The 24,564-nt window shown below is 64.6% G+C and carries 21 protein-coding genes; 16 read left to right on the top strand and 5 right to left on the bottom strand.

The window, feature by feature from the left end; all coding sequences use genetic code 11:
* The first annotated feature begins 18 nt into the window (after positions 1-18).
* The 4 genes from CH278_RS04360 to CH278_RS04375 are packed head-to-tail and all read left to right on the top strand — an operon-like array spanning position 19 to position 3,249.
* Entirely contained in the window at positions 19-1,014 is a 996-nt protein-coding gene (locus CH278_RS04360; protein WP_032367283.1) for a glycosyltransferase, read from the top strand.
* Positions 1,011-1,952, top strand: coding sequence for an NAD-dependent epimerase/dehydratase family protein (locus CH278_RS04365; RefSeq protein ID WP_094621277.1), 942 nt, complete (start codon positions 1,011-1,013; stop codon positions 1,950-1,952). The genes CH278_RS04360 and CH278_RS04365 overlap by 4 nt, the downstream gene beginning before the upstream one ends.
* On the top strand, positions 1,949-2,416 hold the full coding sequence (locus CH278_RS04370; protein ID WP_032374162.1) for a GtrA family protein: 468 nt from the start codon (positions 1,949-1,951) through the stop codon (positions 2,414-2,416). Before CH278_RS04365 ends, CH278_RS04370 begins: the two co-directional genes overlap by 4 nt.
* Positions 2,413-3,249 carry a glycosyltransferase family 2 protein gene (locus tag CH278_RS04375; protein WP_032374163.1) on the top strand — a complete coding sequence of 279 codons (837 nt, stop codon included), beginning with the start codon at positions 2,413-2,415 and terminating at the stop codon, positions 3,247-3,249. Before CH278_RS04370 ends, CH278_RS04375 begins: the two co-directional genes overlap by 4 nt.
* 12 nt (positions 3,250-3,261) lie before the next feature.
* Here the strand turns inward: CH278_RS04375 and rfbB are convergent, their stop codons facing one another.
* Positions 3,262-4,266 (bottom strand): dTDP-glucose 4,6-dehydratase, encoded by a 1,005-nt coding sequence (gene rfbB / locus CH278_RS04380; protein ID WP_032407817.1) that lies wholly within the window; start codon positions 4,264-4,266, stop codon positions 3,262-3,264.
* A gap of 90 nt (positions 4,267-4,356) precedes the next feature.
* Here rfbB and CH278_RS04390 point away from each other — a divergent pair, with 90 nt between their 5' ends.
* From CH278_RS04390 to CH278_RS04400, 3 genes are read left to right on the top strand one after another with little or no spacing between them, the layout of a single operon-like run.
* Positions 4,357-5,133 carry a hypothetical protein gene (locus tag CH278_RS04390; protein ID WP_179274354.1) on the top strand — a complete coding sequence of 259 codons (777 nt, stop codon included), beginning with the start codon at positions 4,357-4,359 and terminating at the stop codon, positions 5,131-5,133.
* Positions 5,130-6,338, top strand: coding sequence for a WXG100 family type VII secretion target (locus tag CH278_RS04395; RefSeq protein ID WP_094621280.1), 1,209 nt, complete (start codon positions 5,130-5,132; stop codon positions 6,336-6,338). The genes CH278_RS04390 and CH278_RS04395 overlap by 4 nt, the downstream gene beginning before the upstream one ends.
* Positions 6,335-6,691, top strand: a complete 357-nt coding sequence (locus CH278_RS04400) for a hypothetical protein (RefSeq protein WP_143536211.1) — start codon at positions 6,335-6,337, stop codon at positions 6,689-6,691. Before CH278_RS04395 ends, CH278_RS04400 begins: the two co-directional genes overlap by 4 nt.
* Before the next feature lie 15 nt (positions 6,692-6,706).
* Here CH278_RS04400 and CH278_RS04405 read toward each other — a convergent pair whose 3' ends face one another.
* Positions 6,707-7,225 carry a maleylpyruvate isomerase family mycothiol-dependent enzyme gene (locus tag CH278_RS04405; protein WP_051364928.1) on the bottom strand — a complete coding sequence of 173 codons (519 nt, stop codon included), beginning with the start codon at positions 7,223-7,225 and terminating at the stop codon, positions 6,707-6,709.
* Between the two features lie 147 nt (positions 7,226-7,372).
* Here CH278_RS04405 and rfbA point away from each other — a divergent pair, with 147 nt between their 5' ends.
* Both rfbA and CH278_RS04415 read left to right on the top strand, forming a co-directional pair.
* Positions 7,373-8,245, top strand: coding sequence for a glucose-1-phosphate thymidylyltransferase RfbA (gene rfbA / locus CH278_RS04410; protein ID WP_094621282.1), 873 nt, complete (start codon positions 7,373-7,375; stop codon positions 8,243-8,245).
* Positions 8,242-8,823 (top strand): dTDP-4-dehydrorhamnose 3,5-epimerase family protein, encoded by a 582-nt coding sequence (locus CH278_RS04415; protein WP_032385367.1) that lies wholly within the window; start codon positions 8,242-8,244, stop codon positions 8,821-8,823. Before rfbA ends, CH278_RS04415 begins: the two co-directional genes overlap by 4 nt.
* A gap of 62 nt (positions 8,824-8,885) precedes the next feature.
* Here CH278_RS04415 and CH278_RS04420 read toward each other — a convergent pair whose 3' ends face one another.
* Together CH278_RS04420 and CH278_RS04425 are read right to left on the bottom strand one after the other, a co-directional pair.
* The gene (locus CH278_RS04420; RefSeq protein ID WP_094621283.1) at positions 8,886-9,914 is read right to left on the bottom strand and encodes a TerC family protein; all 1,029 of its coding nucleotides are present in this window, start codon (positions 9,912-9,914) and stop codon (positions 8,886-8,888) included.
* 174 nt (positions 9,915-10,088) lie between these two features.
* On the bottom strand, positions 10,089-10,607 hold the full coding sequence (locus tag CH278_RS04425) for a GtrA family protein (RefSeq protein WP_080729430.1): 519 nt from the start codon (positions 10,605-10,607) through the stop codon (positions 10,089-10,091).
* 47 nt (positions 10,608-10,654) lie between these two features.
* Between CH278_RS04425 and CH278_RS04430 the strand changes: the two genes are divergently transcribed.
* From CH278_RS04430 to CH278_RS04440, 3 genes are read left to right on the top strand one after another with little or no spacing between them, the layout of a single operon-like run.
* Positions 10,655-12,106, top strand: coding sequence for an FAD-binding oxidoreductase (locus CH278_RS04430; protein ID WP_094621284.1), 1,452 nt, complete (start codon positions 10,655-10,657; stop codon positions 12,104-12,106).
* Positions 12,103-12,867: a decaprenylphospho-beta-D-erythro-pentofuranosid-2-ulose 2-reductase gene (locus CH278_RS04435; RefSeq protein ID WP_027494796.1), complete on the top strand. Its 765-nt coding sequence runs from the start codon at positions 12,103-12,105 to the stop codon at positions 12,865-12,867. The genes CH278_RS04430 and CH278_RS04435 overlap by 4 nt, the downstream gene beginning before the upstream one ends.
* A 5-nt stretch (positions 12,868-12,872) precedes the next feature.
* Positions 12,873-14,831: a galactan 5-O-arabinofuranosyltransferase gene (locus CH278_RS04440; RefSeq protein ID WP_094621285.1), complete on the top strand. Its 1,959-nt coding sequence runs from the start codon at positions 12,873-12,875 to the stop codon at positions 14,829-14,831.
* Positions 14,832-14,876: 45 nt separating this feature from the next.
* Here CH278_RS04440 and CH278_RS04445 read toward each other — a convergent pair whose 3' ends face one another.
* Entirely contained in the window at positions 14,877-15,329 is a 453-nt protein-coding gene (locus CH278_RS04445; RefSeq protein ID WP_032371687.1) for a winged helix-turn-helix transcriptional regulator, read from the bottom strand.
* 79 nt (positions 15,330-15,408) lie between these two features.
* Between CH278_RS04445 and CH278_RS04450 the strand changes: the two genes are divergently transcribed.
* The 4 genes from CH278_RS04450 (at position 15,409) to CH278_RS04465 (ending at position 24,547) form a co-directional block, all read left to right on the top strand.
* The gene (locus tag CH278_RS04450; protein ID WP_052053690.1) at positions 15,409-16,107 is read left to right on the top strand and encodes a nitroreductase; all 699 of its coding nucleotides are present in this window, start codon (positions 15,409-15,411) and stop codon (positions 16,105-16,107) included.
* 96 nt (positions 16,108-16,203) lie between these two features.
* Positions 16,204-17,973, top strand: coding sequence for a glycosyl transferase (locus CH278_RS04455; protein ID WP_094621286.1), 1,770 nt, complete (start codon positions 16,204-16,206; stop codon positions 17,971-17,973).
* Between the two features lie 10 nt (positions 17,974-17,983).
* Positions 17,984-21,154: an arabinosyltransferase domain-containing protein gene (locus CH278_RS04460; RefSeq protein WP_256991760.1), complete on the top strand. Its 3,171-nt coding sequence runs from the start codon at positions 17,984-17,986 to the stop codon at positions 21,152-21,154.
* A 75-nt stretch (positions 21,155-21,229) separates the two neighbouring features.
* Positions 21,230-24,547, top strand: coding sequence for an arabinosyltransferase domain-containing protein (locus tag CH278_RS04465; protein ID WP_094621288.1), 3,318 nt, complete (start codon positions 21,230-21,232; stop codon positions 24,545-24,547).
* The last annotated feature ends 17 nt before the right edge of the window (positions 24,548-24,564 follow it).

Genomic DNA, 24,564 nt, shown 5'->3' on the forward strand with positions numbered 1-24,564 from the left:
GCTGCTGCTCCGCACCGCATCTCCATCGTGGTTCCGGTCTACCAGGGCGAGCGGACGCTCAGCGCGCTGATGGACGAGATCATCCCGTTGACGCAGGTCACCCACACGCCCCTCGGGCGGCCGATGATCGTCGAAGAAGTTCTCCTCGTGTTCGACCACGGACCCGACAACTCCGCAGCCGTGATCCGGCAGCTCACCGAGGCGCATACGTTCGTTCGTGGCGTGTGGCTCAGTCGTAACTTCGGCCAACACCCCGCCACCCTCGCCGGCATGGCATCGAGCGGCGGCGAGTGGATCGTCACGATGGACGAGGACGGCCAACACGACCCGGCCGCGATCGGCGGCATGCTCGATACCGCCCTCGACCGGCAATCCACCGTCGTCTACGCCAAGCCGACGAACGTCGCACCGCACGGACTCTGGCGCAACGCCGCCTCACGCGGAGCGAAGTGGCTCATCGCCAAGGCTCTGGCCGGGGACAACACCGTCGACTACCAGAGCTACCGCCTGGTCCTCGGCGAAGTCGGTCGATCCGTTGCCGCCTACGCCGGCTCCGAGGCATACCTCGACATCGCACTCGGGTGGATTGCAGGCGACGTCACGACGAGCCCGGTGGCCCTGCGAGAAGAAGTGGACCGTCGATCGGGATACCGGCTGCGGACGCTTCTGTCGCACTTCTGGCGAATGGTGCTCTCCAGCGGCACCAAAGGTCTGCGACTGGTGTCCTTCATCGGCATCGCCTTCGCGCTACTGGGCCTCGTTCTCGTCGCCTACGTGCTGGTGTCGTACTTCGTCTTCGATTCCGGTGCCGAAGTGCGAGGCTGGGCATCGACGATGGTGATCCTGCTGTTCGGCTTCGGAGCCACCCTGTTCTCACTCGGAGTGGTGGCCGAGTACGTCGGCGTCAACGTCAAGACCGCCATGGGCAAGCCGCCCTACCTGATCGTGACCGACCCTGGAAACGGGCCGCTCGGACGCACCGAACCGTCGACCGATCCCGCACCGCCGGCGTGAACGCGACGCACACCTGGGTCGTCGGCAGCGGCGGACTGCTCGGCGCATCGGTGACGCGGGAAGCTCGACGACGCGGACATCACGTGCACACCAGTGCAATCCCGTGGTCCGACCGATCACTGGCCGAAGAAACTCTGCTGCAACGCTGTTCGGCCTTCTTCGACTCGTTCCGGACCGGCGCGTGGAACGTCGTCTGGGCCGCCGGAGCCGGCGTGAACGGCACCAGCGCAGCACAATTCGCCGAAGAGAACGATCTGATCCGGACCGTACTGGCCCGGGTCGAGTCCGTCGCTGCGGACCGCGCGGACACCGGAACGGTGTTTCTCGCGTCGTCTGCCGGAGGCGTCTACGCCGGCGCACCGGGAGCCCCACACGACGAAGAAACACCGCCGATCCCGTTGGGCGACTACGGTTTCGCGAAACTGCAGTCCGAGTCGGTCGCGACCGAATTCGGCATCCGCACCGGGGTCAACGTTGTCGTCGGCCGATTCGCCAACCTCTACGGCCCGGGACAGAACCTCGCGAAACCTCAGGGGTTGATCTCGCACCTGTGTCGCGGATACCTGATGGCCTCACCGGTGTCGATCTACGTCCCCATGGACACCCTGCGCGATTACCTCTACGTCAGCGACGCCGCCGAAATGGTGGCCGACGCCCTAACCGTCTCCGCCGAACGACGTATCGCTCCGACCGTCAAGATCTTCGCCTCGGGTGAGGCCGTCACCATCGGTTCCATTCTCGGTGCCTGCCGAACGGTCTTTCGTCGACGCCCCAACGTAGTGCTGGCGGCCTCTCCCCTCGCGGCGTTCCAAGGACGCGACCTACGACTGCGGTCGACCGTCTGGCCACAGATCGATCGACGCACCCACCGCACACTGCCTGCGGGTATCGCCTCGACCCTGTTCGCGACGCGTCAGGCACTGGCGGTGGGCCGATGACCGAACCGCAGACTCCCGCGCCTCCGGCCGGCATGAACGGTGCACCGGGACCACTGATGCGCATCGTCAAGAATCAGAAGATCGCATTTCTGCTCGTCGGCGGCGTCAACACCGCACTGGGCACCGCATGGTTCATCGTGTGGCAGTTGCTGATCGGCGAGCGATACGGATACCACGCCGCCATCGTGCTCGGGTATCTCTGCAACGTACTGTGCGCGTTCGCGATGTATCGCTACCTCGTGTTTCGCGTTCGCGGGCACTTCTTCAGAGATCTGCTCCGGTTCTTCGTGGTCAACTTCGGAGCGTTCCTCGCCAACATCTCACTGATGACCCTCGCTGTCTCGGTGTTCCACTTCCCGCCCATCCCTTCCCAATTGGTCGTCACAGCAGTGATGGCAGTCGTCAGCTTCTTCGGCTACCGCGACTTCTCGTTTCGCAGAAAGAGCCAGGACCCCACACCATGACACCCCGAGTTTCCGTCGTCGTCCCGGCGTACAACAACGCCGAATACCTGGCCGAGACCATCGATTCGATTCTCGCCCAGACGTTCACGGACTTCGAGCTGGTCATTGCCGACCACTCGTCGACCGACGGCACCCTGGCAGTTGCCCAGAAGTACGACGATCCACGCATTCGCCTCCTCACCACACCCGCGGGCGGCGGGGCACAGGCCAACTGGAATCGCGTCACCGAGGAAGCATCGGGCGAGCTGATCAAACTCGTGTGCGGTGACGACACCATCCACCGCACCGCGCTCGCCGCCCAGGTACAGGCTTTCGACGCCCATCCGACCGCGGTACTCGTCGCCGCGCAACGCACGTTGATCGACGCCAACAGCAAAACCGTCATCGCCGCGCGCGGACTCGGCGGACTACAGGGAAAGACGTCGGGTCGAGTGGCCGCGAGAACAGCAGTTCGGGCCGGAGCCAACATCTTCGGTGAACCCGGCGGCGTCATGATGAAGCTCTCGGAACTGCGCGCAGTCGGACTGTGGGACAACAGTCATCCGTACCTGATCGACCAGGCCACCTTCATCGCCGTAGCGCTGCGCGGCGACATCGTTGCCATTCCCCAGCCGCTGGCGTCGTTTCGCATCAACTCGGGACAGTGGAGCGTCGAGCTGGCCACCCAGCAGGCCCGTCAGGCCGCCGACTTCCACCGCTCCCTCCAGGCGAGCGACCCGACGTTGTTGTCCGACAGTGACGTTCGCATCGGCAACGCCAAGGCACTCATGACCTCGTTCATGCGGCGCGCCGTGTACCTGCTGCTGCGACATCGGATGTCGCGCAGCAGCTAGCGTTTCGGATTTTCAGGGCAGTACGGATTCCTTCGTCGCATAGACGGCCTCGGTGGCGTCCTTCTGCGGTCGCCACCACTGCTCGTTGTCGCGGTACCAGTCGACGGTCGCCTTCAACCCTGCTCGGAAGTCGACATAGGTTGGTGTCCAACCCAATTCGGTGCGGAGTTTGGTCGAGTCGATGGCGTAGCGCAGATCGTGGCCGGGGCGGTCGGTGACGAAATCGAATGCGTCGGGTGCGTTGCCGGTTTCTTCGAGGATCGCTTCGAGGACGGTGCGGTTGTTGGCTTCGCCGTCGGCTCCGATGAGGTAGGTCTCGCCGATGCGGCCACCGTCGATGATGGCCCAGACGGCACTGTTGTGGTCGTCGACGTGGATCCAGTCGCGCACGTTCTGCCCGGCACCGTAGAGCTTGGGGCGTGAGCCGCTGAGGATGTTGGTGATCTGACGCGGGATGAACTTCTCCACGTGCTGATACGGGCCGTAGTTGTTGGAGCAGTTCGAGATGGTGGAGCGGACCCCGAACGAGCGGGTCCACGCGCGGACCAGCAGATCGCTCGACGCCTTGGTCGACGAGTACGGGCTCGACGGGTTGTACGGGGTCGATTCGGTGAATCTCGCCGGATCGTCGAGTTCGAGGTCGCCGTAGACCTCATCGGTGGAGATGTGGTGGTAGCGGACGTCGTGCTCGCGGACCGCGTTGAGCAACGTGGTGGTGCCGATGACGTTGGTGTGCACGAACGGCCACGGGTCGGTCAACGAATTGTCGTTGTGGGATTCGGCGGCGAAGTGGACGACGAGATCGGTCTCGCGGACGAGGCGGTCGACGAGATCGGCGTCGGCGATGTCGCCGTGCACGAAGTCGATGCGATCGGCGACGGGGTCCAGAGAGGCCTTGTTGCCGGCGTAGGTGAGCTTGTCGAGCACGGTGACCTGGGAGTCGGGGCGCTGCGCGAGGGTCTGATGGACGAAGTTCGCGCCGATGAACCCGGCCCCACCCGTGACGAGAATTCTCATGAACAGGCACTTTACCGGGGGATGCTCGTGTGGGCCGTTCTTGTCGGGCGCGCGTGCTAGCTTCTGTTCGACTTCGGGGGGAGTACGTCAATGGGTCTGGGAAAAATTCTTGTCCGTCTCGCGGCACTGACAACGCTGCTGTTCGGGCTCATGTGGGCAATTCCGCAGCTGGCTCCGCAAGTGCCGGAACCGTACGAGGGTGTACGGACTCTGCCACCGGTGTCACCCAGACCCACGGGCTCGACGACAGTGCCGCCGCCCCTGCCGCCGGGTTTTCCGTCGATGGAACGCCCGCCACCGCAAATCGACGTGCCCGACGGGCAGCCGCAGCCCATCGCCACCAAATTCGGCTGGACTTACGACATTCCGGCTGACTGGGAGAATTGGAACGACGGATTCTCGGAGTGGGTCGGCGAGGACGGATCGACCGCAACATACGGCGCAATGGGTCTCCACGGACGATTCGATTGCGAAGGCGGTGAGTTCGAGTCTTCGGCAATCAGCGGAATGACCGGTCGTCGTGCCGGTGACTTGACTGTCCTCGCCTATCGAGAGGTGCAGAAAGCGTCGATGATCTTCACCAACGAAGATGGGTCTCTGGAACCCACCGTTCGGATCGGGGACCCCAAGTATCTGCAGATCGACGGAGCTCCGGCTGTCCACTACACAGCCCTGGTGGAAGACATACCGGATTCGCCGTACTGCCCTCCTCCCCGAGCGACATTCGACGTCGTCACGACTACCGGTTTCGCCACCGCAGAGGTCGCGGTCTTCGTCGTGCTTGCCGACCGTGATGTCGAGAACGCACTGACCGACGAAGACGTCGAAGGCCTCATCTCCTCACTACGGAAGAGCTCGACGGAATGACCGAACAGCTCTCGGCGAAAACATCCGAAATCGCCGGTCTCGGTAATCTTCTCGATCGCATCGGTGTCGATACCCTGGCCAGTCACCACTACTTGCTCGACAACGCGGGCCTCGGCGAGAACGTGGTCGGAGAGATTCTGAAGAAGCTGCGTCCGTATATCGCGCGCTTCCAAGAGATGACCCGCACCCGACACGTTCACCTGTCGGCCAACTGCGGCGAGATGGGGGCCGAGCTGAACAAAGCTGCCTGGTTGTATGCCGATCAAGATCGAAAGAATTACGACCTGCTCAACGCCCACACATCTGTGCCACCGCTACCCGGCAGCGACCGCGGGAGTTCGGATCACGCCGCGGCCGGGCATGTAGACGAATTCGACGGTGCCGCTGACTACGGTCATCCTCACGGAATCGATTGTTCTCCAACCAATCCCGCCATCGACGACATCCGCGACGTGCTCGCCGATGCCTCCGAGTGGCTCGGCGAGATCGACCGAACGATCTTCGAACTCTCCGGGTGGAGTCCGCTACGCGAAGCGACCATTCCTGTCACCGGCAACTGGAACGAAATCCGTCGAATCGGTCAGGCGTACCAGATTGCGGGCGACGCCATGGAAGCCGCAGCCGAGTCGTTGGCTGCAGGAGTACGCCGCGTCGACGGTCACTGGAACGGTGCAGCCGCACAGGCATTCACCGACTATGCCGACCGACAACTCGCCGCAATGCGATGGGAAGGGCATGCCGGCCGAACGATCGCCGCAATCTGTACGGCCATCGCCGAGCAACTTCGTGGCGCAGCGCTGGCAGTGGTCCGCAAGATCGTCGAATTGCTCGAGTCCGAAGTGGCCCTCGACAACGCCCGCGGTGCGTTGAAGGTCGTGCTCAAGAAAGTGCCGGTGGTCGGCACTGCATGGCAGGTGGAGAGCATCATCGAAATATGCTTGACGGCAATGGATCTGACCAAGGATCTCATTGTGAAGATCGAGCAGGTGGTCGACGACTTCGGCGGGTTCCTCGACGCGCTCGGCGACCCCGAAGGCCAGGTGGGCCAGAAGATCGACGACACACTGCGACCGCTGAACGACCTCCTCGACTACGGCAAGCAAGCCGTCGAAGCGGGCAAGACCGCGGATATCCGACCGGTACTCGACTCACCGGACGAGGACTTCTCCGTCGGCACCGGCGACGAACCATGGCGGGACGCATGATCGAGTCACTGCCTCCGCACGCCCGCGCTGCCTACGACCGACTGATGGCATCCTGCGGAGAGCTCGAAGCCACGCGTACACGCGCCTCGAACGCAGACCTTAAAACCCGGACCGTCACCACGGAACTACTGGCCCGCGTGGCGTCCTCACCGCGAGCGTCGGCCGACCTGATCCACTACGCACGCCGCGTCGCGTCGGGTGAATGCTGTTGGGAACGAATCCAGGTGGACGCGAATCCGCTGCCTCCGGAGGTGGACGAGCTCACAGCCGATCCGCTGATCGTGTGGCCGTCGGAATGGCCGACATCGACGACCGAAGGCCAGTCTCAGCCCTATCGAATCCCGTGGGAGTGAGCGCCGCTGGACGTGTCAGGACCGTCGAACAGTGCGCCCGGCAAAAGCCGCGATGCGCTCGTACGCGTTTGCTCCGTCGGGTGCAGGCTGCTCGGGATCGAAGGCACCACCCCTGCGCTCATCGGTCATATTGGCCGACATGAACACCATCCCCTCCTCCGCCACGGTCTGGTCGAAGTCGTCGGTACCGCGCCCGAGCGCGGTCGCAAGGTCCCACGCGTGCACCGACAGTTCAGCAGCGACCATGCCGGCCGGCAGCGGTGAACCTGCGTCGAGCTCGGTCAGCAGTTCGCGGGTCCGGGCGGTCCACAGCGGAACCGGATCCGAGGAGGGCTCGGGTGCGGCCGACCAGTCGATCTCCCCGCCTCGCGCCATCGTCACCAGGTTGGCCGCGGTGTGCACCAGGTGGTCCGTCAGGTCAGCGACTGTCCACTCCGTGCAGGGCGTGGCCGACGCGCGTTCGGCGTCGGTCATTCCGGCCATCAATTCGGTGATCTGAGTGGCACCGGTGGCGATCTGGCTACTCGTCGTCACGTGGCTTGTCCTTTGTTCGGTCGACGGGCGGTTCCGTCGGAACGGGGCAGGGCTGGCCGGAGTCTATGGGCAGTTGCCACCTCGCGCGCCGGAAACGAAGGTGCACGACCGAGCGGGTGATCGGAGGGTCTGGAAGACTTCGGGCTCATGCGGGGAATCATTCTGGCGGGCGGCACGGGCTCACGGCTTCATCCGATCACGATGGGAGTGAGCAAACAGCTGGTCCCGGTCTACGACAAACCGATGATCTACTACCCCCTCTCGACCCTGATCCTCGCCGGCATCCGCGAGATCCTCATCATCACCACACCCCAGGACGCCGACCAGTTCACGCGCCTGCTCGGCGACGGCTCCCAATTCGGCATCTCCTTGACCTACAAGGTCCAACACGAACCCAACGGCCTCGCCCAAGCCTTCGTCCTGGGAGCCGAGCACATCGGCACCGACTCCGCCGCCCTGGTGCTCGGCGACAACATCTTCTACGGCCCCGGCCTGGGCACCCAACTCTCACGCTTCGACACCATCGACGGCGGCGCCGTCTTCGCCTACGAGGTCTCCGACCCCACCGCCTACGGCGTCATCGAATTCGATGCGAACCGCAAAGCCATCTCGTTGGAAGAAAAACCCACCGCCCCGAAATCGAACTACGCCGTCCCGGGCCTGTACTTCTACGACAACGACGTCATCGCCATCGCCCGCGACCTCGCCCCCTCCGCCCGCGGCGAATACGAGATCACCGACGTCAACCGCCACTACCTCGACGCCGGCCGCCTCCAGGTCGAAGTCCTGCCCCGCGGCACCGCCTGGCTCGACACCGGCACCTTCGACTCCCTGCTCGACGCCTCCAACTACGTGCGCACCATCGAACAACGCCAAGGACTCAAGATCGGATCCCCCGAAGAAGTCGCCTGGCGACGCGGATTCATCACCGACGACGAACTGCGCGCCCGCGCCGAGACACTCGTCAAATCCGGCTACGGCCGCTACCTGCTCGATCTGATCGACCGAGGAAACCGATGACCTTTCGTGAACTGACAATATCCGGTGCCTACGAATACACCCCACGCCAGTTCGGCGACGACCGCGGCGTGTTCTTCGAATGGTTCAAAGCCAGCCTCTTCGAAGAGACGACCGGGCGAGCCCTGGATCTGAAGCAGGCGAACTGCTCGGTCTCCGCCGCCGGAGTGCTGCGCGGAATCCACTTCACCACCAACCCACCCGGGCAAGCGAAATACGTCACCTGCGCCCGCGGAGCGTTCCTCGACGTCATCGTCGACCTGCGCGTCGGCTCCCCGACGTTCGGGCAATGGGACAGCGTGCTGATCGACGACATCGACCGCAAAGCAGTGTTCCTCTCCGAAGGCCTCGGCCACGCCATCTTGTCGTTGGAAGACAACTCCACCGTCATGTACCTGTGCGGCCTCGAATACACCCCGGCACTGGACCGCGACATCAACCCCCTCGACCCCGCCCTGGGCATCGACTGGCCCACCACCGGCCGCGACGGATCGCCCCTGACCTACGAGCTCTCCGCCAAAGACAAAGCCGCCCCCACCCTCACCGAAGCCCTCGAAGCAGGAAACCTGCCCACCTTCTGAGTAAGTCGTTGCTGGGGCGACACCGCGGTCGTGCGGCGTCGCCCCAACACCCGATGCGAAGGCTACAGACGGTCTTTCCGTCGACCGCGCGTGCTCCACAAAGGTTGAGCCGCAGCAAGTTCCGTTTCCGTCGCCGTCCGGAACGGAGACGCCGACTGGTCGACCTCCGGGTGCGCATCCTGCCCTCGGGTGGCTCGCAAACTGAGTATCACGGAGATCGCGAGAATCGACGAGATGACACCGAGCGAGACGGCGGTGGGGATGTAGAACACGTCGACCTTGAGTGCCATCTTGATGCCGACCCAGATGAGGACCAACGCCAGTCCCACCTTCAGATACACGAATCGGTGCATCAGGTCCGCGAGCAGAAAGTACATCGCGCGCAGTCCGAGAATGGCGAATGCGTTGGCGGTGAACACCAGGAAGGGGATGTCGGTGACGGCGAAGATCGCCGGGATGGAATCGACAGCGAAGACGATGTCGGTGACCTCGACGAGTACGAGCACCGCCAACAGCGGAGTGGCCAACGCAACGCCCCCGATGCGCACCACGAACTTCTGCCCGTAGAACGCGTCGGTCATGGGAACGTAGCGACGGAACAACCGCAGCGTACGAGACTGTTCGGGATCGAGATGCTCGTTGCGCTGACGCACCATGCGGTATCCGGTGAAGATCAAGAAGGCAGCGAAGAGGTAGAGCACCGCGCTGAAGCTGGCGATGAGGGCAGATCCCCCGGCGATGAAGATGCCACGAAAGACCAGCGCACCGAGTACGCCGAAGAACAGGACGCGGTGTTGCAACTCCCTGGGCACCGCGAAATACGTGAAGATGATGGCCCACACGAACACATTGTCGACCGCCAGCGACTTCTCGATCAGGTAGCCGGCGAAGTACTGCTGGCCGAACTCGGCACCGGCGGTGGCCCAGATCAGTGCACCGAATCCAACGCCGAAAGCGACCCAGATACCAGACCAGACAGCCGCTTCGCGCAGTCCGATGACGTGTGCTCGCCGATGGGCGAACAAATCGACCGCAAGCATGGCGACGATGAAGCCGAGTACTGCCACCCAAGCCCAAATTGGAACGGACATGACAACCTCCAGTTCGGTGAACTGGAGGTCTCTCCCGCCCGATGCGGGCCGCTCGCCGGGCCCGGATTGCCGGGCCGTGGTGACGACGAAGCTGCTGGGGGATACTCCCCTCCTGGGGCCATATTGAACCAGGACTTCGGCCCGGGATCAAGGAAACTTAGCGCCCCACAACAGTTACCGAATTTTGAAGATCACGAACCGCTGCACCAGGAAGTTGATGACCGTCGCCGTTCCCTGCGCGACGACGAATGCCACGTTGGCGTACCAGAAGCCGTCGGGAAGAACCTGGTAGAGCCAGGTGTAGATCCCGACCTGGACGGCGAAGGTGACTCCGTACAGTGCGACGACGGCGAGGAACCGGGCCCGGGACGGTGCCGCGTTGAACGTCCACCGACGGTTGATCAGGTACGCCGTGGTGGTGCCGAGCACGAACCCGATCGCCTTGGCCAGAGTCACCCCGACGCCGAACACGAAATGCAGGATCAGATTGACGCCCTGATCGACGATCGCCGACAGCACACCCGTCGCCAAAAACCGCACTACCTGCGTCTTGAGATCGAGGGCCGCGTCGGCGATGTTCTCGGTCAGTGGCAGCTCGACGGGCAGCGGGACGTGATGCTGCAGCTCGTCGTCCTCGGGCGACCAGTCGTCGTTCCCGGAGCCGTCTTCGATGGAGCGATCAGGGGTGGACACGAGGACTGACATTAGCTGCTATCACAATGCGGGTACCCTCTTGAGCGATGTCCACGACAGCCGACGACGCACTCTTCCCCCTGGAACCACAGGCCGGGAACACTGCGCCGCTACCCACGCAGACCCGCACACTCACTGGTTGGGGCCGCACTGCGCCCTCCACCGGCGAGGTGCTCTCGACCTCCGACCCCGAGCTCATCGCGAACGCGGTCAAGCAGGTCGCCGAGCAGAACGACTCCAAGCCGGCTTACCTCCGACGCGGCGTCATCGCCCGCGGCCTCGGCCGCTCCTACGGTGACAACGCGCAGAACTCCGGCGGACTCGTCATCGACATGAATGCCCTCAACGGCATTCACAGCATCGACGCGTCGACGCGCATCGTCGACGTCGACGGTGGCGTCAACCTCGACCAACTGATGCGTGCTGCACTGCCGTTCGGTCTGTGGGTTCCGGTGCTTCCTGGTACCCGTCAGGTCACCATCGGCGGAGCGATCGGCACGGACATCCACGGCAAGAACCACCACAGCGCGGGCAGCTTCGGCAACCACGTCCGCTCGATGGAACTGCTCACCGCCGATGGTCAGATCCGCCACCTGACGCCGACGGGCAAGAACGCCAAGCTCTTCTGGGCGACGGTCGGCGGCAACGGCCTGACCGGCATCATCCTGCGTGCGACGATCGAGATGACGCCGACCGAAACGGCTTATTTCATCAACGACGGCATCCGCACCGAGAGCCTCGACGAGACCGTCGCGGCTCACCAGGACGGCACCGAGGACAACTACACGTACTCGAGTGCGTGGTTCGACGTGATGAGCGCACCACCCAAGCTTGGGCGCGCAACGATTACTCGCGGATCGCTGGCCAAGTTCGACGAACTTCCCGCGAAACTGCAGAAGGATCCACTGAAGTTCGACGCACCCCAGCTCTTGACTGTGCCGGACATCTTTCCGATCAGCGGCTTGAACAAACTGTCGATGAGCATGATCGGCGAGGCGTACTACCGCATGGGCGGAAACTACACCGGCAAGGTGCAGAACCTGACGCAGTTCTACCACCCCCTCGACCTCGTCGGTGAGTGGAACAGAGGCTACGGGCCCAAGGGTTTCCTGCAGTACCAGTTCCTTGTTCCGACAGAGGCGCTCGAGGAGTTCAAGGACATCATCCGGTTCATTCAACGCTCCGGCCAGTACTCGGCACTAAACGTGTTCAAGCTGTTCGGCCCGGGAAACAAAGCTCCACTGAGCTTTCCGATGGCCGGCTGGAATGTCGCGATGGACTTCCCCATCAAGGCGGGCCTGAACGAGATGGTCCGCGAACTCGACAAGCGTGTGCTCGAGTTCGGCGGTCGTCTGTACACCGCGAAGGATTCGCGCACCGACGCCGAGACGTTCCACTCGATGTACCCGCGGATCGACGAATGGATCAAGGTTCGTCGATCTGTAGACCCCACAGGCGTTTTCGCCTCCGATATGGCTAGAAGGCTGGAACTGCTGTGACGATAGACGCCGTAGGTAACCCGCAGACGATTCTCGTTCTGGGTGGCACCAGCGAGATCGGTCTCGCTATCACCGAGGAGTACCTCTCGAAGTCTCCGGCACGCGTCGTTCTCGCTGCGCTGCCCAACGATCCGCTGCGTGAGAGTGCCGTTGCACAGCTGACCGCCAAGGGCGCGAAGTCCGTGGACGTCATCGACTTCGACGCACTCGACACCGCGTCGCATCCGAAGGTCATCGACGCGGCCTGGGCCAAGGGTGACGTCGACGTCGCGATCGTCGCCTTCGCCGTCGACTTCGATGCCGAGCAGCTCTGGCAGGACCAGCGCAAGGCCGTCCTCGCCGCGAACATCAACTACACCGCATCCGTGTCGGTCGGCGTACTGCTGGGCGAGAAGATGAAGGCGCAGGCGTACGGCCGCATCATCGTCATGTCCTCGGTGGCAGGCGAGCGGGTCCGTCGCTCGAACTTCGTCTACGGCTCCACCAAGGCCGGCCTCGACGGTTTCTACCTCGGACTCGGAGAAGCGTTGCGCGAGTTCGGTCCTCGGGTCACGGTCGTTCGTCCGGGCATGGTGCGCACCAAGTTCAGCGCCCACGTCAAGGAAGCGCCGATGACCGTCGACAAGGAGGTCATCGCGAAGCTCGCGGTGAATGCATCGCGCAAGGGCACCCCGCTCATCTGGACTCCCGCACCGTGGCGTCTGGTGATGATGGTGCTGCGACACGTGCCGCGGCCGATCTTCCGCAAGCTGCCCATCTGATCTCGATGGCTGACGGGGTTGCACCGGCTCGCAGAACCGCCTCTGCCGTCGGGGAGATCGTTCTCGGTGCGCTCGTCGCAGTCGTGGTGGCGACGGTCGGGCTGTACGCCTTCTCACTGGTTCAGTGGCCGGCGTTCAACTCGTCCAACGTCACTCGCGCTCTGACAACTCTGGGCCAGGTGGTAGCCGCGGCCCTGTTCGCGTCGTCGATCTACCTGTACCGAATCCGTAAGTGGCCGTGGATCGCTCGACTATCGGCGTGGGTCGGGCTGTCCGGCTTCGTTACCGTGACCCTCGGAATGCCTTTGGCGGCAACCAAGCTGTACCTGTTCGGCATCTCCGTCGACCAGGAGTTTCGCACCGAATACCTGACGCGGCTGACGGATTCGGCGTCGTTGCGCGACATGACGTACGCCGACATCCCACCCTTCTACCCCGCCGGTTGGTTCTGGCTCGGTGGACGGGTCGGCAACCTGCTGGGTATGGACGGCTGGGAAGTGTTCAAGCCGTACGCAATCGGACTGCTTGCTGTCACGTCGGTGGTCGCTTTCGTACTGTGGAAGGCCCTGATCCGCAGTGACTGGGCTGTCGCCGTCAGCGCTGTCACGACTGCATTGGTTGTCGCCTACGCCTCGCCCGAGGCCTACAGCGCCGTCATCGTGCTGCTGTTCGCCCCGGCATTGCTCCTGGCCTGGGGCGCGTTGCATCGCCCCGTCGGGATGAATGCGGCATCCAGTCGGTCAGACGGCAAGAATGGGACATTCATCCCCACGGGGGGACGCGCAGCAGGCGGCTGGGGAGCGGTAATCGGTACCGGCCTGTTCCTCGGCCTGGCCGCGACGTTCTACACCCTGTACCTGGGTCTGGCCGCGTTCACCGTCGTGCTGATGGCCTTGTTCGCCGCCGTTCTCGCCTGTCGCGAGCGCAAGACCTGGCGGGCCCTGATTCCCATTGCACTCAAAGTGGCTGCGATCGCCGTCATCTCGGGCCTCATAGCGGCGACGGTATGGCTGCCGTATCTCGTCGACTTCCTCCGCGGCGCACCGTCCACATCGGGCACCGCACTGCACTACCTGCCCGAGGCCGGTGCAACGCTTCCGTTCCCGATGTTCGAGTTCTCGATGATGGGCATTCTGTGCCTCTTCGGAACGGTATGGGTCGCAGTACGTTTCTCGTCGTCGCGTCGAGCACAGGCACTCGGAGTCGGCGTCGTCGCGGTCTACCTGTGGACGTTGCTGTCCATGGCGGCCACGGCTGCGGGCACCACACTGCTCTCGTTCCGACTCGAAGCGGTTCTCATCGTATTGCTCGGCAGCGCAGGCGTTTTCGGATTCCTCGAAGGCAGCCACGCGATCTACCAGGCCATCAACGAGCCACCGAAGTTCCGCATCGCTGCCGTCGTCGTCGCGACCATCGGCGCAATGGCCTTCGCGCAGAACATCCCCCAGGTACTGCAGAGCGAGATCACCGTCGCGTACTCCGACACCGACGGTGATGGCAACCGTGCCGATATGCGTCCGCCGAGCGCCGTCTCGTACTACCGCGAGGTCGACGACGCCCTGACCGAACAGACCGGTCGACCGCGCGACGAAACCGTCTTGCTCACTGCGGACACCTCGTTCCTGAGCTACTACCCGTACTTCGGATTCCAAGGACTGACGTCGCACTACGCCAATCCACTGGCGCAGTTCGATCAGCGGGCCGACGCCATCGAGCGGTGGACCGAGCTCGAGACCCCCGACCAGATGATCGAGGCGCTCGACACCAGCCAGTGGCGCGCCCCCGATGCCTTCCTGTTCCGCCGCGGCGCCGACGGCTACACCTTGAGACTGGCGGAGGACGTCTACCCGAACGATCCGAATGTGCGGCGCTACACCGTCACCTTCCCCGAGTCACTGTTCGAGGGTCCACGCTTCACGGTGACCGATATCGGGCCCTTCGCACTGGTCGTACGCACTGCATAATCGCTGTGCGCGCCGGATCGAGACCGCGACCGCAGGCCGAGTACGTCACGGCGCAAGCGGGTTGCCCGCGGCAGGCGTCGGCAGCACCTGACGAGCCGTGATCTCATCCCCACACGAATCACACTCGAGCCTCACGTGTGCGTCGCCCCCACAGTCGCGGTGCGTGTAGTGCACGGGGACACCGTCGGGTGCCATGTACGCGTCGCCCCAGTCTTTGAAGGCCATCAGAATCGGATAGATGTCGTGGCCCTTGCGGGTCAGCCGGTATTCCGCGTAGGTGGAATCGGTCTGCACCTTGGCGAGAATGTCGTGCTCGACGAGGCGGTCGAGTCGATCCTGCAGCCGACTTCGTGAGATCCCCATGGCGCTCTGGAAGTGGTTGAAACGGCGAACCCCGGCGAACGACCACTTCAGAATCACCAGCGTCCACCGGTCACCCAGAACGGACAGAGACCTCGAAATCGAGCAGGGCACATCGGCCAGCTCCGCATGACGCATACCGTCGACCTTACCCAGCAGTCTCGAAACGAGACTATTGCTGCTACTTTGTAGTCTCGAAATGAGACCAGGGGTGTACATGGACGCTGTGACAGACGATCGAGGGCAGCAATTCTCGGCACTCGCCGGAATTCTCGAAGAACGCTGGACGTGCCGACAGTTCCGGCCGGATGCAGTGCCACGCGGCGATATCGAGCGTGTGCTCGCGCTGAGCCAGCGCACACCGTCGTGGTGCAACACCCAGCCGTGGCAGGTCATCGTGACGGAAGGGGAAGGGACAGACCGCTTCCGCCGGACACTCCAGGACCACGTCCGCGGCGGCGGCCCCGTGCAGAGTGACATCCCCTTCCCCACCCAGTACGCCGGCGACTATCGCGACCGTCGCCGTGCGTGCGGACTGCAGCTCTACGACAGTGTCGGCATCGAGAAGGGGGATCCGCGCGCCCTTGCTCAGATGCTCCGCAACTTCGACTTCTTCGATGCGCCACACGTCGCCGTGATCACCACCGAGGCCGATCTCGGCGAGTACGGAGCGATCGACTGCGGTCTGTACGTCAACACCTTTCTGCTCAGCGCACACAGCCTCGGCATCGCAACCGCCCCACAGGCCGCCCTCGCGTCGTACTCCGATTTTCTGCACGACTACTTCGACATACCGGAGCACCGGCGCATCGTGCTCGGCATCTCGTTCGGATACGCGGACCTGGAGCACCCGATCAACTCGTTCCGAACCGAACGGGCGGACGTGACGAATGTGGCCACCTGGATCGGTGACTGATCCGTACATAGGGGTGGGGCGGCGTCGCACTCCAGCCGGTGTGACCCAGCACGTTCGAGTTTTCGCCCACCGTGATCTTTCTGTAACCTCGACGCGATGACCACCCACGACCAGAGCGTTCTCGAGCGGCAGCCGACCACGGCACCGGCTCGACACTCCGGCGTCGGGCGAGGCGACATCGTGGCGGCCGTCGGGTTTCTGATCGCCGCCGTGTACGTCCTGCAGGGTCAGTGGCGCAATCTCAACGGTGGCTACCTCTACAACAGCGGCCAGGACCAGACGATGTGGGAGTGGTTCTTCTCCGTCGCCGCCCATGCCGTCGCGCATCTGGACAATCCACTGTCCAGTGACCTGCAGAATTACCCACTCGGGGTGAATCTGATGGCGAACACGGCGATGTTCGGCATCTCCATTCCGCTGGCCCCGATCACGTTACTTTTCGGACCAACGGTGACCTGGGCAATTGCCCTCACAATCGGCCTCGCAGGCACCTCGTTCGCCTGGTACTGGCTGTTCTCGCGTCAGCTGAACGCGTCCAAGGGTGCCGCCGCAATGGGCGGCGCACTGTGCGGCTTCGCGCCCGGTGCCATCTCCCATGCCAACGGCCACCCCAACTTCGTGGTGCTGTTCCTGCTCCCGGTCATCGCGATGCTGGTCACCCGCATCGCACACGGCGGCGGAACCACCAAGAACACCGTCGGGCTCGGCCTGATCGTCGCGCTGCAGATCCTGCTCGGCGAAGAACCGCTGCTGATCTTCGCGATGTCGTTCGCCATCTTCGCCGTCGTCTACTACCTGTCCCGGCCGCGATCGCTGTGGCCGGCCGTCCGCAATGCCGTACCCCGGCTCGCGGTATCGGCGAGCATCGCGCTGGTCATCGTGGCCTTGCCGCTGTGGTGGCAGTTCTTCGGACCGCAGTCGTATTCCTTCCTCGAACACGGCCCGATGGGCAACGACGCCAAAGCCCTCTTCCAGTTCCCGACGCAATCCATCGGTGGCGTCGCCACCCCGGGACAGAACGTACGGATCAACGCCACCGAGGAGAACGCATACTTCGGCTGGCCGCTGCTCGTGCTGTGCCTCGTGGCGGCAGTGTGGATGTGGCGTGTTGCCTGCGCCAGGGCCGCGGCTGCCACGGCCATTGTCATGAGCGTGCTCTCGCTCGGCGCAACGCTGATGATCGGCAAGAACGACACCGGCATCACCCTGCCGTGGACGAAACTCGCCGAATACCCACTCGTCGAATCCGTCCTCGAGACCCGCTTCGCCCTCGGCGCGGTCCCCGCACTGGCTCTGTTGCTCGTCCTGGCCACCGATCGGACGTTCCGCAACGGACTACGGCCGTTGCCCGCGTTCTGGATCGCCGGACTCGCCCTCGCCCTCGTTCCGCTGATCCCGACGCCGCTGCTCACCGTCGACAAATCCCCCACACCTCGGTTCTTCGCCGACGGCGACTGGCAGAACTACGTCGACGACGGTTCCGTCGTCACCGTCCCACTCCCACGGCCCGAGGACGCCCGGCCGCTGCGTTGGCAGATGGACGCGGACATGGGCTTCACGCTGGCCGCCGGATACTTCGTCGGACCGAGCGATCAGGAAGAGAAGGTCGCCAAGTACGGCGCCGTCGATCGCCCGACTGCGCTGCTGCTCGGCTCGGTCTACGACTCCGGCACCGTTCCGGAAATTACCGCCGATCAGCGCAGCCAGGCGGCGCAGGACATGAGCTTCTGGGAAGCCGACGTCGTGGTACTTCCGCCGAGCAAGAACACCGTCGCCCTGCGCAGCACGGTCACCGAGCTGCTCGACGTCCAGCCGCAATACACCGGCGGCGTATGGGTGTGGGATGTGCGCTCGCTCGTCCAATAGCATCGCCGGTGTGCCTGCGACCGCTCCGAACATCACGACTGCCCGGCTGATAGCGATCGTCACCGGCATCGTCGGTGCCGTCCTGGCCATCGCCACTCCGCTGCTGCCGGTGCAGCAGGACGTCTCCACGCTGTCGTGGCCGCAGAACTCGTTCGGCAGCGTCAACGCTCCGCTGGTGAGCTACTCCCCGCTCGAACTGAACGCGACGATCCCGTGCAGTACTGCCACTCGGCTCGACGGCGGCGGCACGGTGATGTCCACCGCTCCGATCGCAGCGGCGAAAACCGAGCAGCGAGCACTGACCGTGCGGGTCGACGACGATCGACTGCAGGTGCTGCTTCGCGATCGCGTTCTCGCCGAGGCTCCCGTATCCGACCTCGCCTCCGATTGCGCGCTGACGATCTCCTCGAACGCCGCTCGCACGGTGGTCGACCTCGGCGGCGCGGCCACGACTGTCGACGGCGACGTTCGGCCCCAGGTCGTCGGCATCTTCACCGACCTCACCGCGCCGGTCGACGGTCTGAACGTGCGCGTGGACATCGACTCCCGCTACTCCTCGACCCCGACGACGTTCAAGCTGCTGGCGATGATCGTCGGCGCGCTGGCCGTCGTCGCCTCCCTGTTCGCATTGCATCGCCTCGACAGCGTGGACGGTCGACGTCACCGCCGCTTCCTGCCGTCGCGCTGGAAGACGGTGACCGGCGTCGACGCCGTCGTCGTCGGGGTGCTGGTGTTGTGGCACTTCATCGGTGCCAACACCTCCGACGACGGCTACCTGCTCAACATGGCACGCGTCTCCGAGCACGCCGGATACATGGCCAACTACTTCCGCTGGTTCGGCGTTCCCGAAGCACCGTTCGGCATGCCGTACTACGACATGCTGGCCGCCCTCGCCAAAGTCAGCACCGCCAGCATCTGGATGCGCCTGCCTGCCACGATCGCCGCACTGCTGTGCTGGCTGGTCATCAGCCGCGAGGTCATCCCCCGCCTCGGGCGCGCGGTACTGACCAACCGCGTCGCGCTGTGGACCGCAGGCCTGGTGTTCCTCGCCTTCTGGCTGCCCTACGACAACGGACTGCGCCCGGAACCCGTCATCGCCCTGGGCGCGCTGCTGACGTGGTGCTCGATCGAGCGGGCCATCGCCACCGGACGACTGTTGCCCGCCGCGGTCGGCACACTGATCGCCGCCTTCTCCCTCGCCGCCGGACCCACCGGACTGATCGCCGTCGCCGCGCTGCTCGCCGGACTGCGCCCGATCGTGATGATCATCGTCAAACGAGCTCGGCAGGTGGGGTTGCTCGCGGTCCTCGCGCCGCTGATCGCGTCGGGACTGGCCGTGGTGATCGCGATCTTCGCCGACCAAACTCTGAGCACCGTGCTCGAAGCGACCCGGGTGCGCTCGGCTCTCGGACCCAACGTACCCTGGTTCGAGGAACGGGTGCGCTGGGACGCGTTGATGACCATCTCCCCCGACGGCTCGCTCGCCCGACGATTCGGCATGTTCGCGATGCTGCTGTGCATCGTCGTCTGCATCGCGGTGATGCTCCGCAAGAACGGACGCATCCCCGGTACCGCCACCGGGCCATCGCGTCGGATACTCGGAATCGTCTTGGGCGCACTGGCTTTGATGATGTTCACCCCCACCAAGTGGACCCACCACTTCGGTGTGTACGCCGGTCTCGCCGCGTCTCTCGGCGCACTGGCAGCGGTGGCCGTCACCGCGGCCACCGTCCGATCCCCGCGAAACAGAACGCTGTTCACCGCCGCAGTGCTGTTCCTGACGGCCGTGGCGTTCACCAGCTCGAACGGTTGGTGGTACGTCTCGAGCTACGGCATTCCGTGGTTCGACAAGCCGCCGTCCATTGCCGGCAAGGGCTTCTCGACCATCCTGCTCGGCCTGACCGTGCTGACCCTGCTGTATGCCGCGTACCAACATGTCCGATTGCCTTATCGCACAGCAGAAACCACCACGCGTCGACGCTTCGCACCCTCCGCATTGACCATCGTCGCAGGCGGTGTCGTCGCATTCGAAGTGCTCTCGTTCGCCAAAGGTGCTGTGGCCCAATACCCTGCGTACTCCATCGCGCGATCCAACTTCTCCGCACTCGCCGGCAACTCGTGCGGACTCGCCGGTGACGTGCAGGTGGAGACCGACGTCAACGGGTCCGTCCTGCAACCGATCGACCCCGCCCCGGACGCGCTGGGAGCAGGTGGCAGCACCGAATTCACCCCGGACGGCGTCGCCGAAGACCTCACGGCCGACTCCGAGGACACCGCCCAGGGCAGTGCCAACTCCATCCGCCCCGAAGACTCCGAAGAGAGCGCGTCGGCCACCTCGTCGAACTCCGCAGGCACCTCGGGCGGAACCAACGAGAACGTCGGAATCAACGGCAGCACAGTCGCTCTGCCGTTCGGACTGAACCCCGAAACGACCCCGGTCCTCGGCAGCTTCGGAGCGACCGAGCCCGCGTCACTGACCTCCGGTTGGTATTCGCTGCCTGGAGAGGGCGACCTGATCGCCATCGCCGCCGCAGGCCGAATTCGCTCGGTGGACAAGGACGGCATCGTCACCCCGGGCCAACGCGTCGAACTGGAATACGGACGCCGCGACGGCGGCGACGTCCAGGCACTCGGCCGTGTCACGCCTCTCGACATCGGCCCCGCACCGTCGTGGCGCAACCTGCGCGTACCGATGAACGACCTACCCGCCGACGCGAACGCCGTCCGCATCGTCGCCGAGGACAACGACCTGGCCGGAGATCAGTGGCTCGCCGTCACTCCCCCACGCGTCCCGAAAACTCAGACGCTGAATTCTCTGGTCGGGTCCACCGACCCCGTTCTGCTCGACTGGGCGGTCGGGCTGGCGTTCCCGTGCCAGCGTCCGTTCGATCATCGCGACGGCGTCGCCGAGGTGCCGCAGTACCGCATCCTGCCCGACCGAACCGGAGCCGAATCCACCAACGCCTGGCAGGATTCATTCGGTGGCGGCCCGCTGGGGTGGACCGAACTGCTGCTCGGTGCCCAGACTCTGCCGTCGTATCTGGCCGACGACTACGCCCGCGATTGGGGGTCGATCGAGAGATACACGCCACTCGATCCGGCTGCCGCGACCGCCCGGATCACCGTCGAGCAACAGTCTCGGTCGGGACTGTCCAGCGACGGACCGATGAAGACCGGCTGATTCCCTGTTTCTCCATCGGATCCGGGGACGGCGCCTGTGTGACCTCGAAGTCACGCTCGCATAACATCGACAATCGTGCCCGACGTCGTGACAGATTCATCAGCTGGTCCCCCCGTCCCCGCTCCGCTCGGAGCCTCGGACGAACTTCGTGCTCAGGTACGGATTCCCCGGCTGATCGCGATGGTGGCCGGCATACTCGGCGTGCTGTTCGCACTGATCACTCCGTTCGCACCCGTCACGCAGACCACCGCGAGCATCGAATGGCCCCAGAACGGCCTCCTACAGGACGTGGACGCCCCACTGGTCTCCCAGGCACCCCTGCGACTGTCCGCCACCCTCCCGTGCTCTGCTGTGGCCGCACTACCCGCGTCGGGCGGGCTGTTGCTGGCGACCGCACCCCCGCAAGGTGAGGGTGCCGCCCTCAACAGCCTGTTCGTTCGCGTCGGCGAGTCGAACGTCGATGTCCTCGACCGCAACGTCGTCGTCGCGACGGCACCGCGCGCCGACGTCCAGAGCACGCGCTGCGCCGCCATCGAGATCACCTCGAACGACCAGTACACCTCCGCGGCCTTCACCGGACTGACCGACGAGAGCGGCCAACCCGTCCAGGGTCGGCTCGACGGCGATCTCCGTCCGCAGGTCGTCGGCATCTTCAGTGATCTCAGTGGCGCGGCCCCGGCCGACATGTCGGTCACCGTCGACGTCGACTCCCGCTTCTCGTCGACTCCGACCATCCTGAAGTCGTTGATCATGGTGCTGGCGATCGCCTGCACGTTGCTGGCCATGGGCGCGCTCGCACGGCTCGACGGCACCGATCGCCGCGCGCACCGCCGCTTCTTCCCGTCGCACTGGTGGAAGTTCACCGGCGTCGACGTCACGGTTCTCGGAGTCCTCGTCGGCTGGCACTTCGTCGGAGCCAACACCTCCGACGACGGCTACCTGCTCACCATGGCCCGCGCGGCCGAACATTCCGGCTACATGGCCAACTACTTCCGCTGGTTCGGCGTCCCCGAGGCACCGTTCGGCTGGTACTACGACGTCCTGGCCGTCTTCGCCAAGATCTCGACCGCAAGCCCGTGGATGCGCCTGCCCGCCCTGATCGCCGGAGTCCTGTGCTGGATGGTGATCAGCCGCGAGGTGGTGCCGCGACTCGGACGCGCGGTGCGCAAATCGAACGTGGCGTTGTGGACCGGCGGATTGGTGTTCCTCGCCTTCTGGCTCCCGTACAACAACGGACTGCGTCCCGAGCCGATCGTCGCCCTCGGCGCATTGCTGACCTGGTGCTCGATCGAACGCTCCATCGCCACCGGCAGACTGCTCCCCGCCGCAGCCGCCTGCCTCATCGGTGCCTTCACCCTGGCCGCTGCGCCCACCGGATTGATGTGTGTGGCAGCGCTTCTCGCCGGAGCCCGGCCCATCGCTCGCATCGTGGTCCGACGCCACCGGCAGGTCGGCACCCTCGCCATGCTGGCACCGTTGGCCGCTGCCGGAGTCCTCGTCCTCGTCGTCGTGTTCGCCGACCAGACCTTCGCGACCGTCATCGAGTCCACCCGAGTGCGCACCATCATCGGCCCCAACGAGGCGTGGTACCAAGACTTCCTGCGGTACTACTACCTCTTCGTCCAGACCGTCGACGGTTCCGTGGCCCGCCGCTTCGCGTTCCTCGCGATGCTCCTGTGCCTGTTCACCACGCTGTTCGTGCTCCTGCGACGCCGGCGCATTCCCGGCATCGCGAACGGGCCTGCCTGGCGACTGCTCGGCGTCGTCCTCGGAACCATCTTCTTCATGATGTTCAACCCCACCAAGTGGACTCACCACTTCGGTTCCTACGCCGGAATCGCCGGTGGGCTCGCCGCACTGACCGCAGTGGCCGTGTCGGCCAGTGCACTGCGCTCACGCCGAAACCGATCCCTGTTCACGGCCGGCCTGATGTTCGTTCTGGCACTGTCGTTCTCGGGAATCAACGGTTACTGGTACGTCTCGAGCTACGGCGTGCCGTGGTTCGACAAGACGGTCTCGCTCGGCGGCAACGAATCCGGCTCGCTGTTCCTCGTCCTCTTCGGACTGGTTCTCGCCGTCGCGGCATTCCAATACCTACGTGAGGGATACGCACCGCCACAACCGAAACCGACGTCGGCCCGCGGTAGACGCATTCGCACGTTCGCTGCCGCACCACTGACCGTCATCGCCGGAATCATGGTGCTGTTCGAGGTCCTCTCCCTCGTCAAGGGTGCCGTCTCCCAATATCCCGCCTACTCGCTCGCACGCTCCAATGTGCAATCGGTACTGGGCAATTCGTGCGGACTCGCCAACGACGTGCTCGTCGAAGCCGATCCCAACGCTGATGTACTGAGCCCCCTGCCTGGTGAATTCGATCCCGTCGCAGGCCCCCTCGGCGGAGCCAGCGACACCCTACGCAACTTCACCGCCAACGGAATCCCCAGCGACCTCAGCGCCGACGCCGTGGAAGTCAAACCAGGACAAGGCAATACCGACCAACAAGCCGTCGGGCCCGCCTTCGAGGAAGGCCAGAGCTCGGGCACAGCAGGAGGCACCGGCGCACTGGGCGTCAACGGCTCCACCGCCGCCCTCCCCTTCGGACTCGACCCCGCCACCACACCCGTCCTCGGCTCCTACCAAGAAGGAATCCAGGAACCGGCCGAGGCCACCTCGAGCTGGTACCAACTACCCGCCCGCAGCGACGACGCACCACTCGTCGTGTTCTCCGCAGCCGGACGTATCTGGTCCTACGACGACACCGGTGCCCTCACCTACGGCCAGTCGTTGCTGCTCGAATACGGCAAGCGTCAGCCCGACGGAAGCGTCCAGGCGCAGGGCACCTACCTACCTCGGGACATCGGACCCGCACCCTCGTGGCGCAACCTGCGAGTTCCGTTGGCAGACATCGCACCCGACGCCGACGCAGTCCGCATCGTCGCCAACGACCCCAACCTCACCGGCGACCAGTGGCTCGCATTCACCCCGCCGCGAGTACCGGTGATGGAGAATCTGAACACCATGATCGGCAGTGAGCAGCCCGTTCTGCTCGACTGGGCTGTCGGACTCCAGTTCCCGTGCCAACGGCCGTTCGACCACCGCTTCGGCGTCGCCGAGGTACCGGGCTACCGCATCCTCCCCGACCGCCCACTGGCCGTCAGCTCCACCGACACCTGGCAATCCGGCGAGAACGGCGGACCGCTCGGATGGTCCGAACTACTCGCCAAACCAGTTGCCGTCCCCACCTACCTCAAAAACGACTGGGCCAGGGACTGGGGCTCACTCGAGCGCTACGAGCAGTACTACCCCAACGCCGTGCCCGCCGACCTGCAAACCGGAGAAACCACGCGATCGGGATTCTACGAAGACGGAAAGCTGCGAGTCTTCGAGAAATAGTCCATCCAGCCCCACCC

Origin of the sequence: Rhodococcus sp. 05-2254-5, from assembly GCF_002258575.1 — a bacterium.
Taxonomy (GTDB): domain Bacteria; phylum Actinomycetota; class Actinomycetes; order Mycobacteriales; family Mycobacteriaceae; genus Rhodococcoides; species Rhodococcoides fascians.

What these genes read in the sequence shown, in the direction of transcription:
- CH278_RS04370 (WP_032374162.1), top strand. Translation starts at nt 1,949, where the DNA reads ATGACCGAACCGCAGACTCCCGCGCCTCCGGCCGGCATGAACGGTGCA.
- CH278_RS04375 (WP_032374163.1), top strand. Translation starts at nt 2,413, where the DNA reads ATGACACCCCGAGTTTCCGTCGTCGTCCCGGCGTACAACAACGCCGAA.
- rfbB (WP_032407817.1), bottom strand. Translation starts at nt 4,266, where the DNA reads ATGAGAATTCTCGTCACGGGTGGGGCCGGGTTCATCGGCGCGAACTTC.
- CH278_RS04390 (WP_179274354.1), top strand. Translation starts at nt 4,357, where the DNA reads ATGGGTCTGGGAAAAATTCTTGTCCGTCTCGCGGCACTGACAACGCTG.
- CH278_RS04395 (WP_094621280.1), top strand. Translation starts at nt 5,130, where the DNA reads ATGACCGAACAGCTCTCGGCGAAAACATCCGAAATCGCCGGTCTCGGT.
- CH278_RS04400 (WP_143536211.1), top strand. Translation starts at nt 6,335, where the DNA reads ATGATCGAGTCACTGCCTCCGCACGCCCGCGCTGCCTACGACCGACTG.
- rfbA (WP_094621282.1), top strand. Translation starts at nt 7,373, where the DNA reads ATGCGGGGAATCATTCTGGCGGGCGGCACGGGCTCACGGCTTCATCCG.
- CH278_RS04415 (WP_032385367.1), top strand. Translation starts at nt 8,242, where the DNA reads ATGACCTTTCGTGAACTGACAATATCCGGTGCCTACGAATACACCCCA.
- CH278_RS04420 (WP_094621283.1), bottom strand. Translation starts at nt 9,914, where the DNA reads ATGTCCGTTCCAATTTGGGCTTGGGTGGCAGTACTCGGCTTCATCGTC.
- CH278_RS04430 (WP_094621284.1), top strand. Translation starts at nt 10,655, where the DNA reads ATGTCCACGACAGCCGACGACGCACTCTTCCCCCTGGAACCACAGGCC.
- CH278_RS04440 (WP_094621285.1), top strand. Translation starts at nt 12,873, where the DNA reads ATGGCTGACGGGGTTGCACCGGCTCGCAGAACCGCCTCTGCCGTCGGG.
- CH278_RS04445 (WP_032371687.1), bottom strand. Translation starts at nt 15,329, where the DNA reads ATGCGTCATGCGGAGCTGGCCGATGTGCCCTGCTCGATTTCGAGGTCT.
- CH278_RS04450 (WP_052053690.1), top strand. Translation starts at nt 15,409, where the DNA reads ATGGACGCTGTGACAGACGATCGAGGGCAGCAATTCTCGGCACTCGCC.
- CH278_RS04455 (WP_094621286.1), top strand. Translation starts at nt 16,204, where the DNA reads ATGACCACCCACGACCAGAGCGTTCTCGAGCGGCAGCCGACCACGGCA.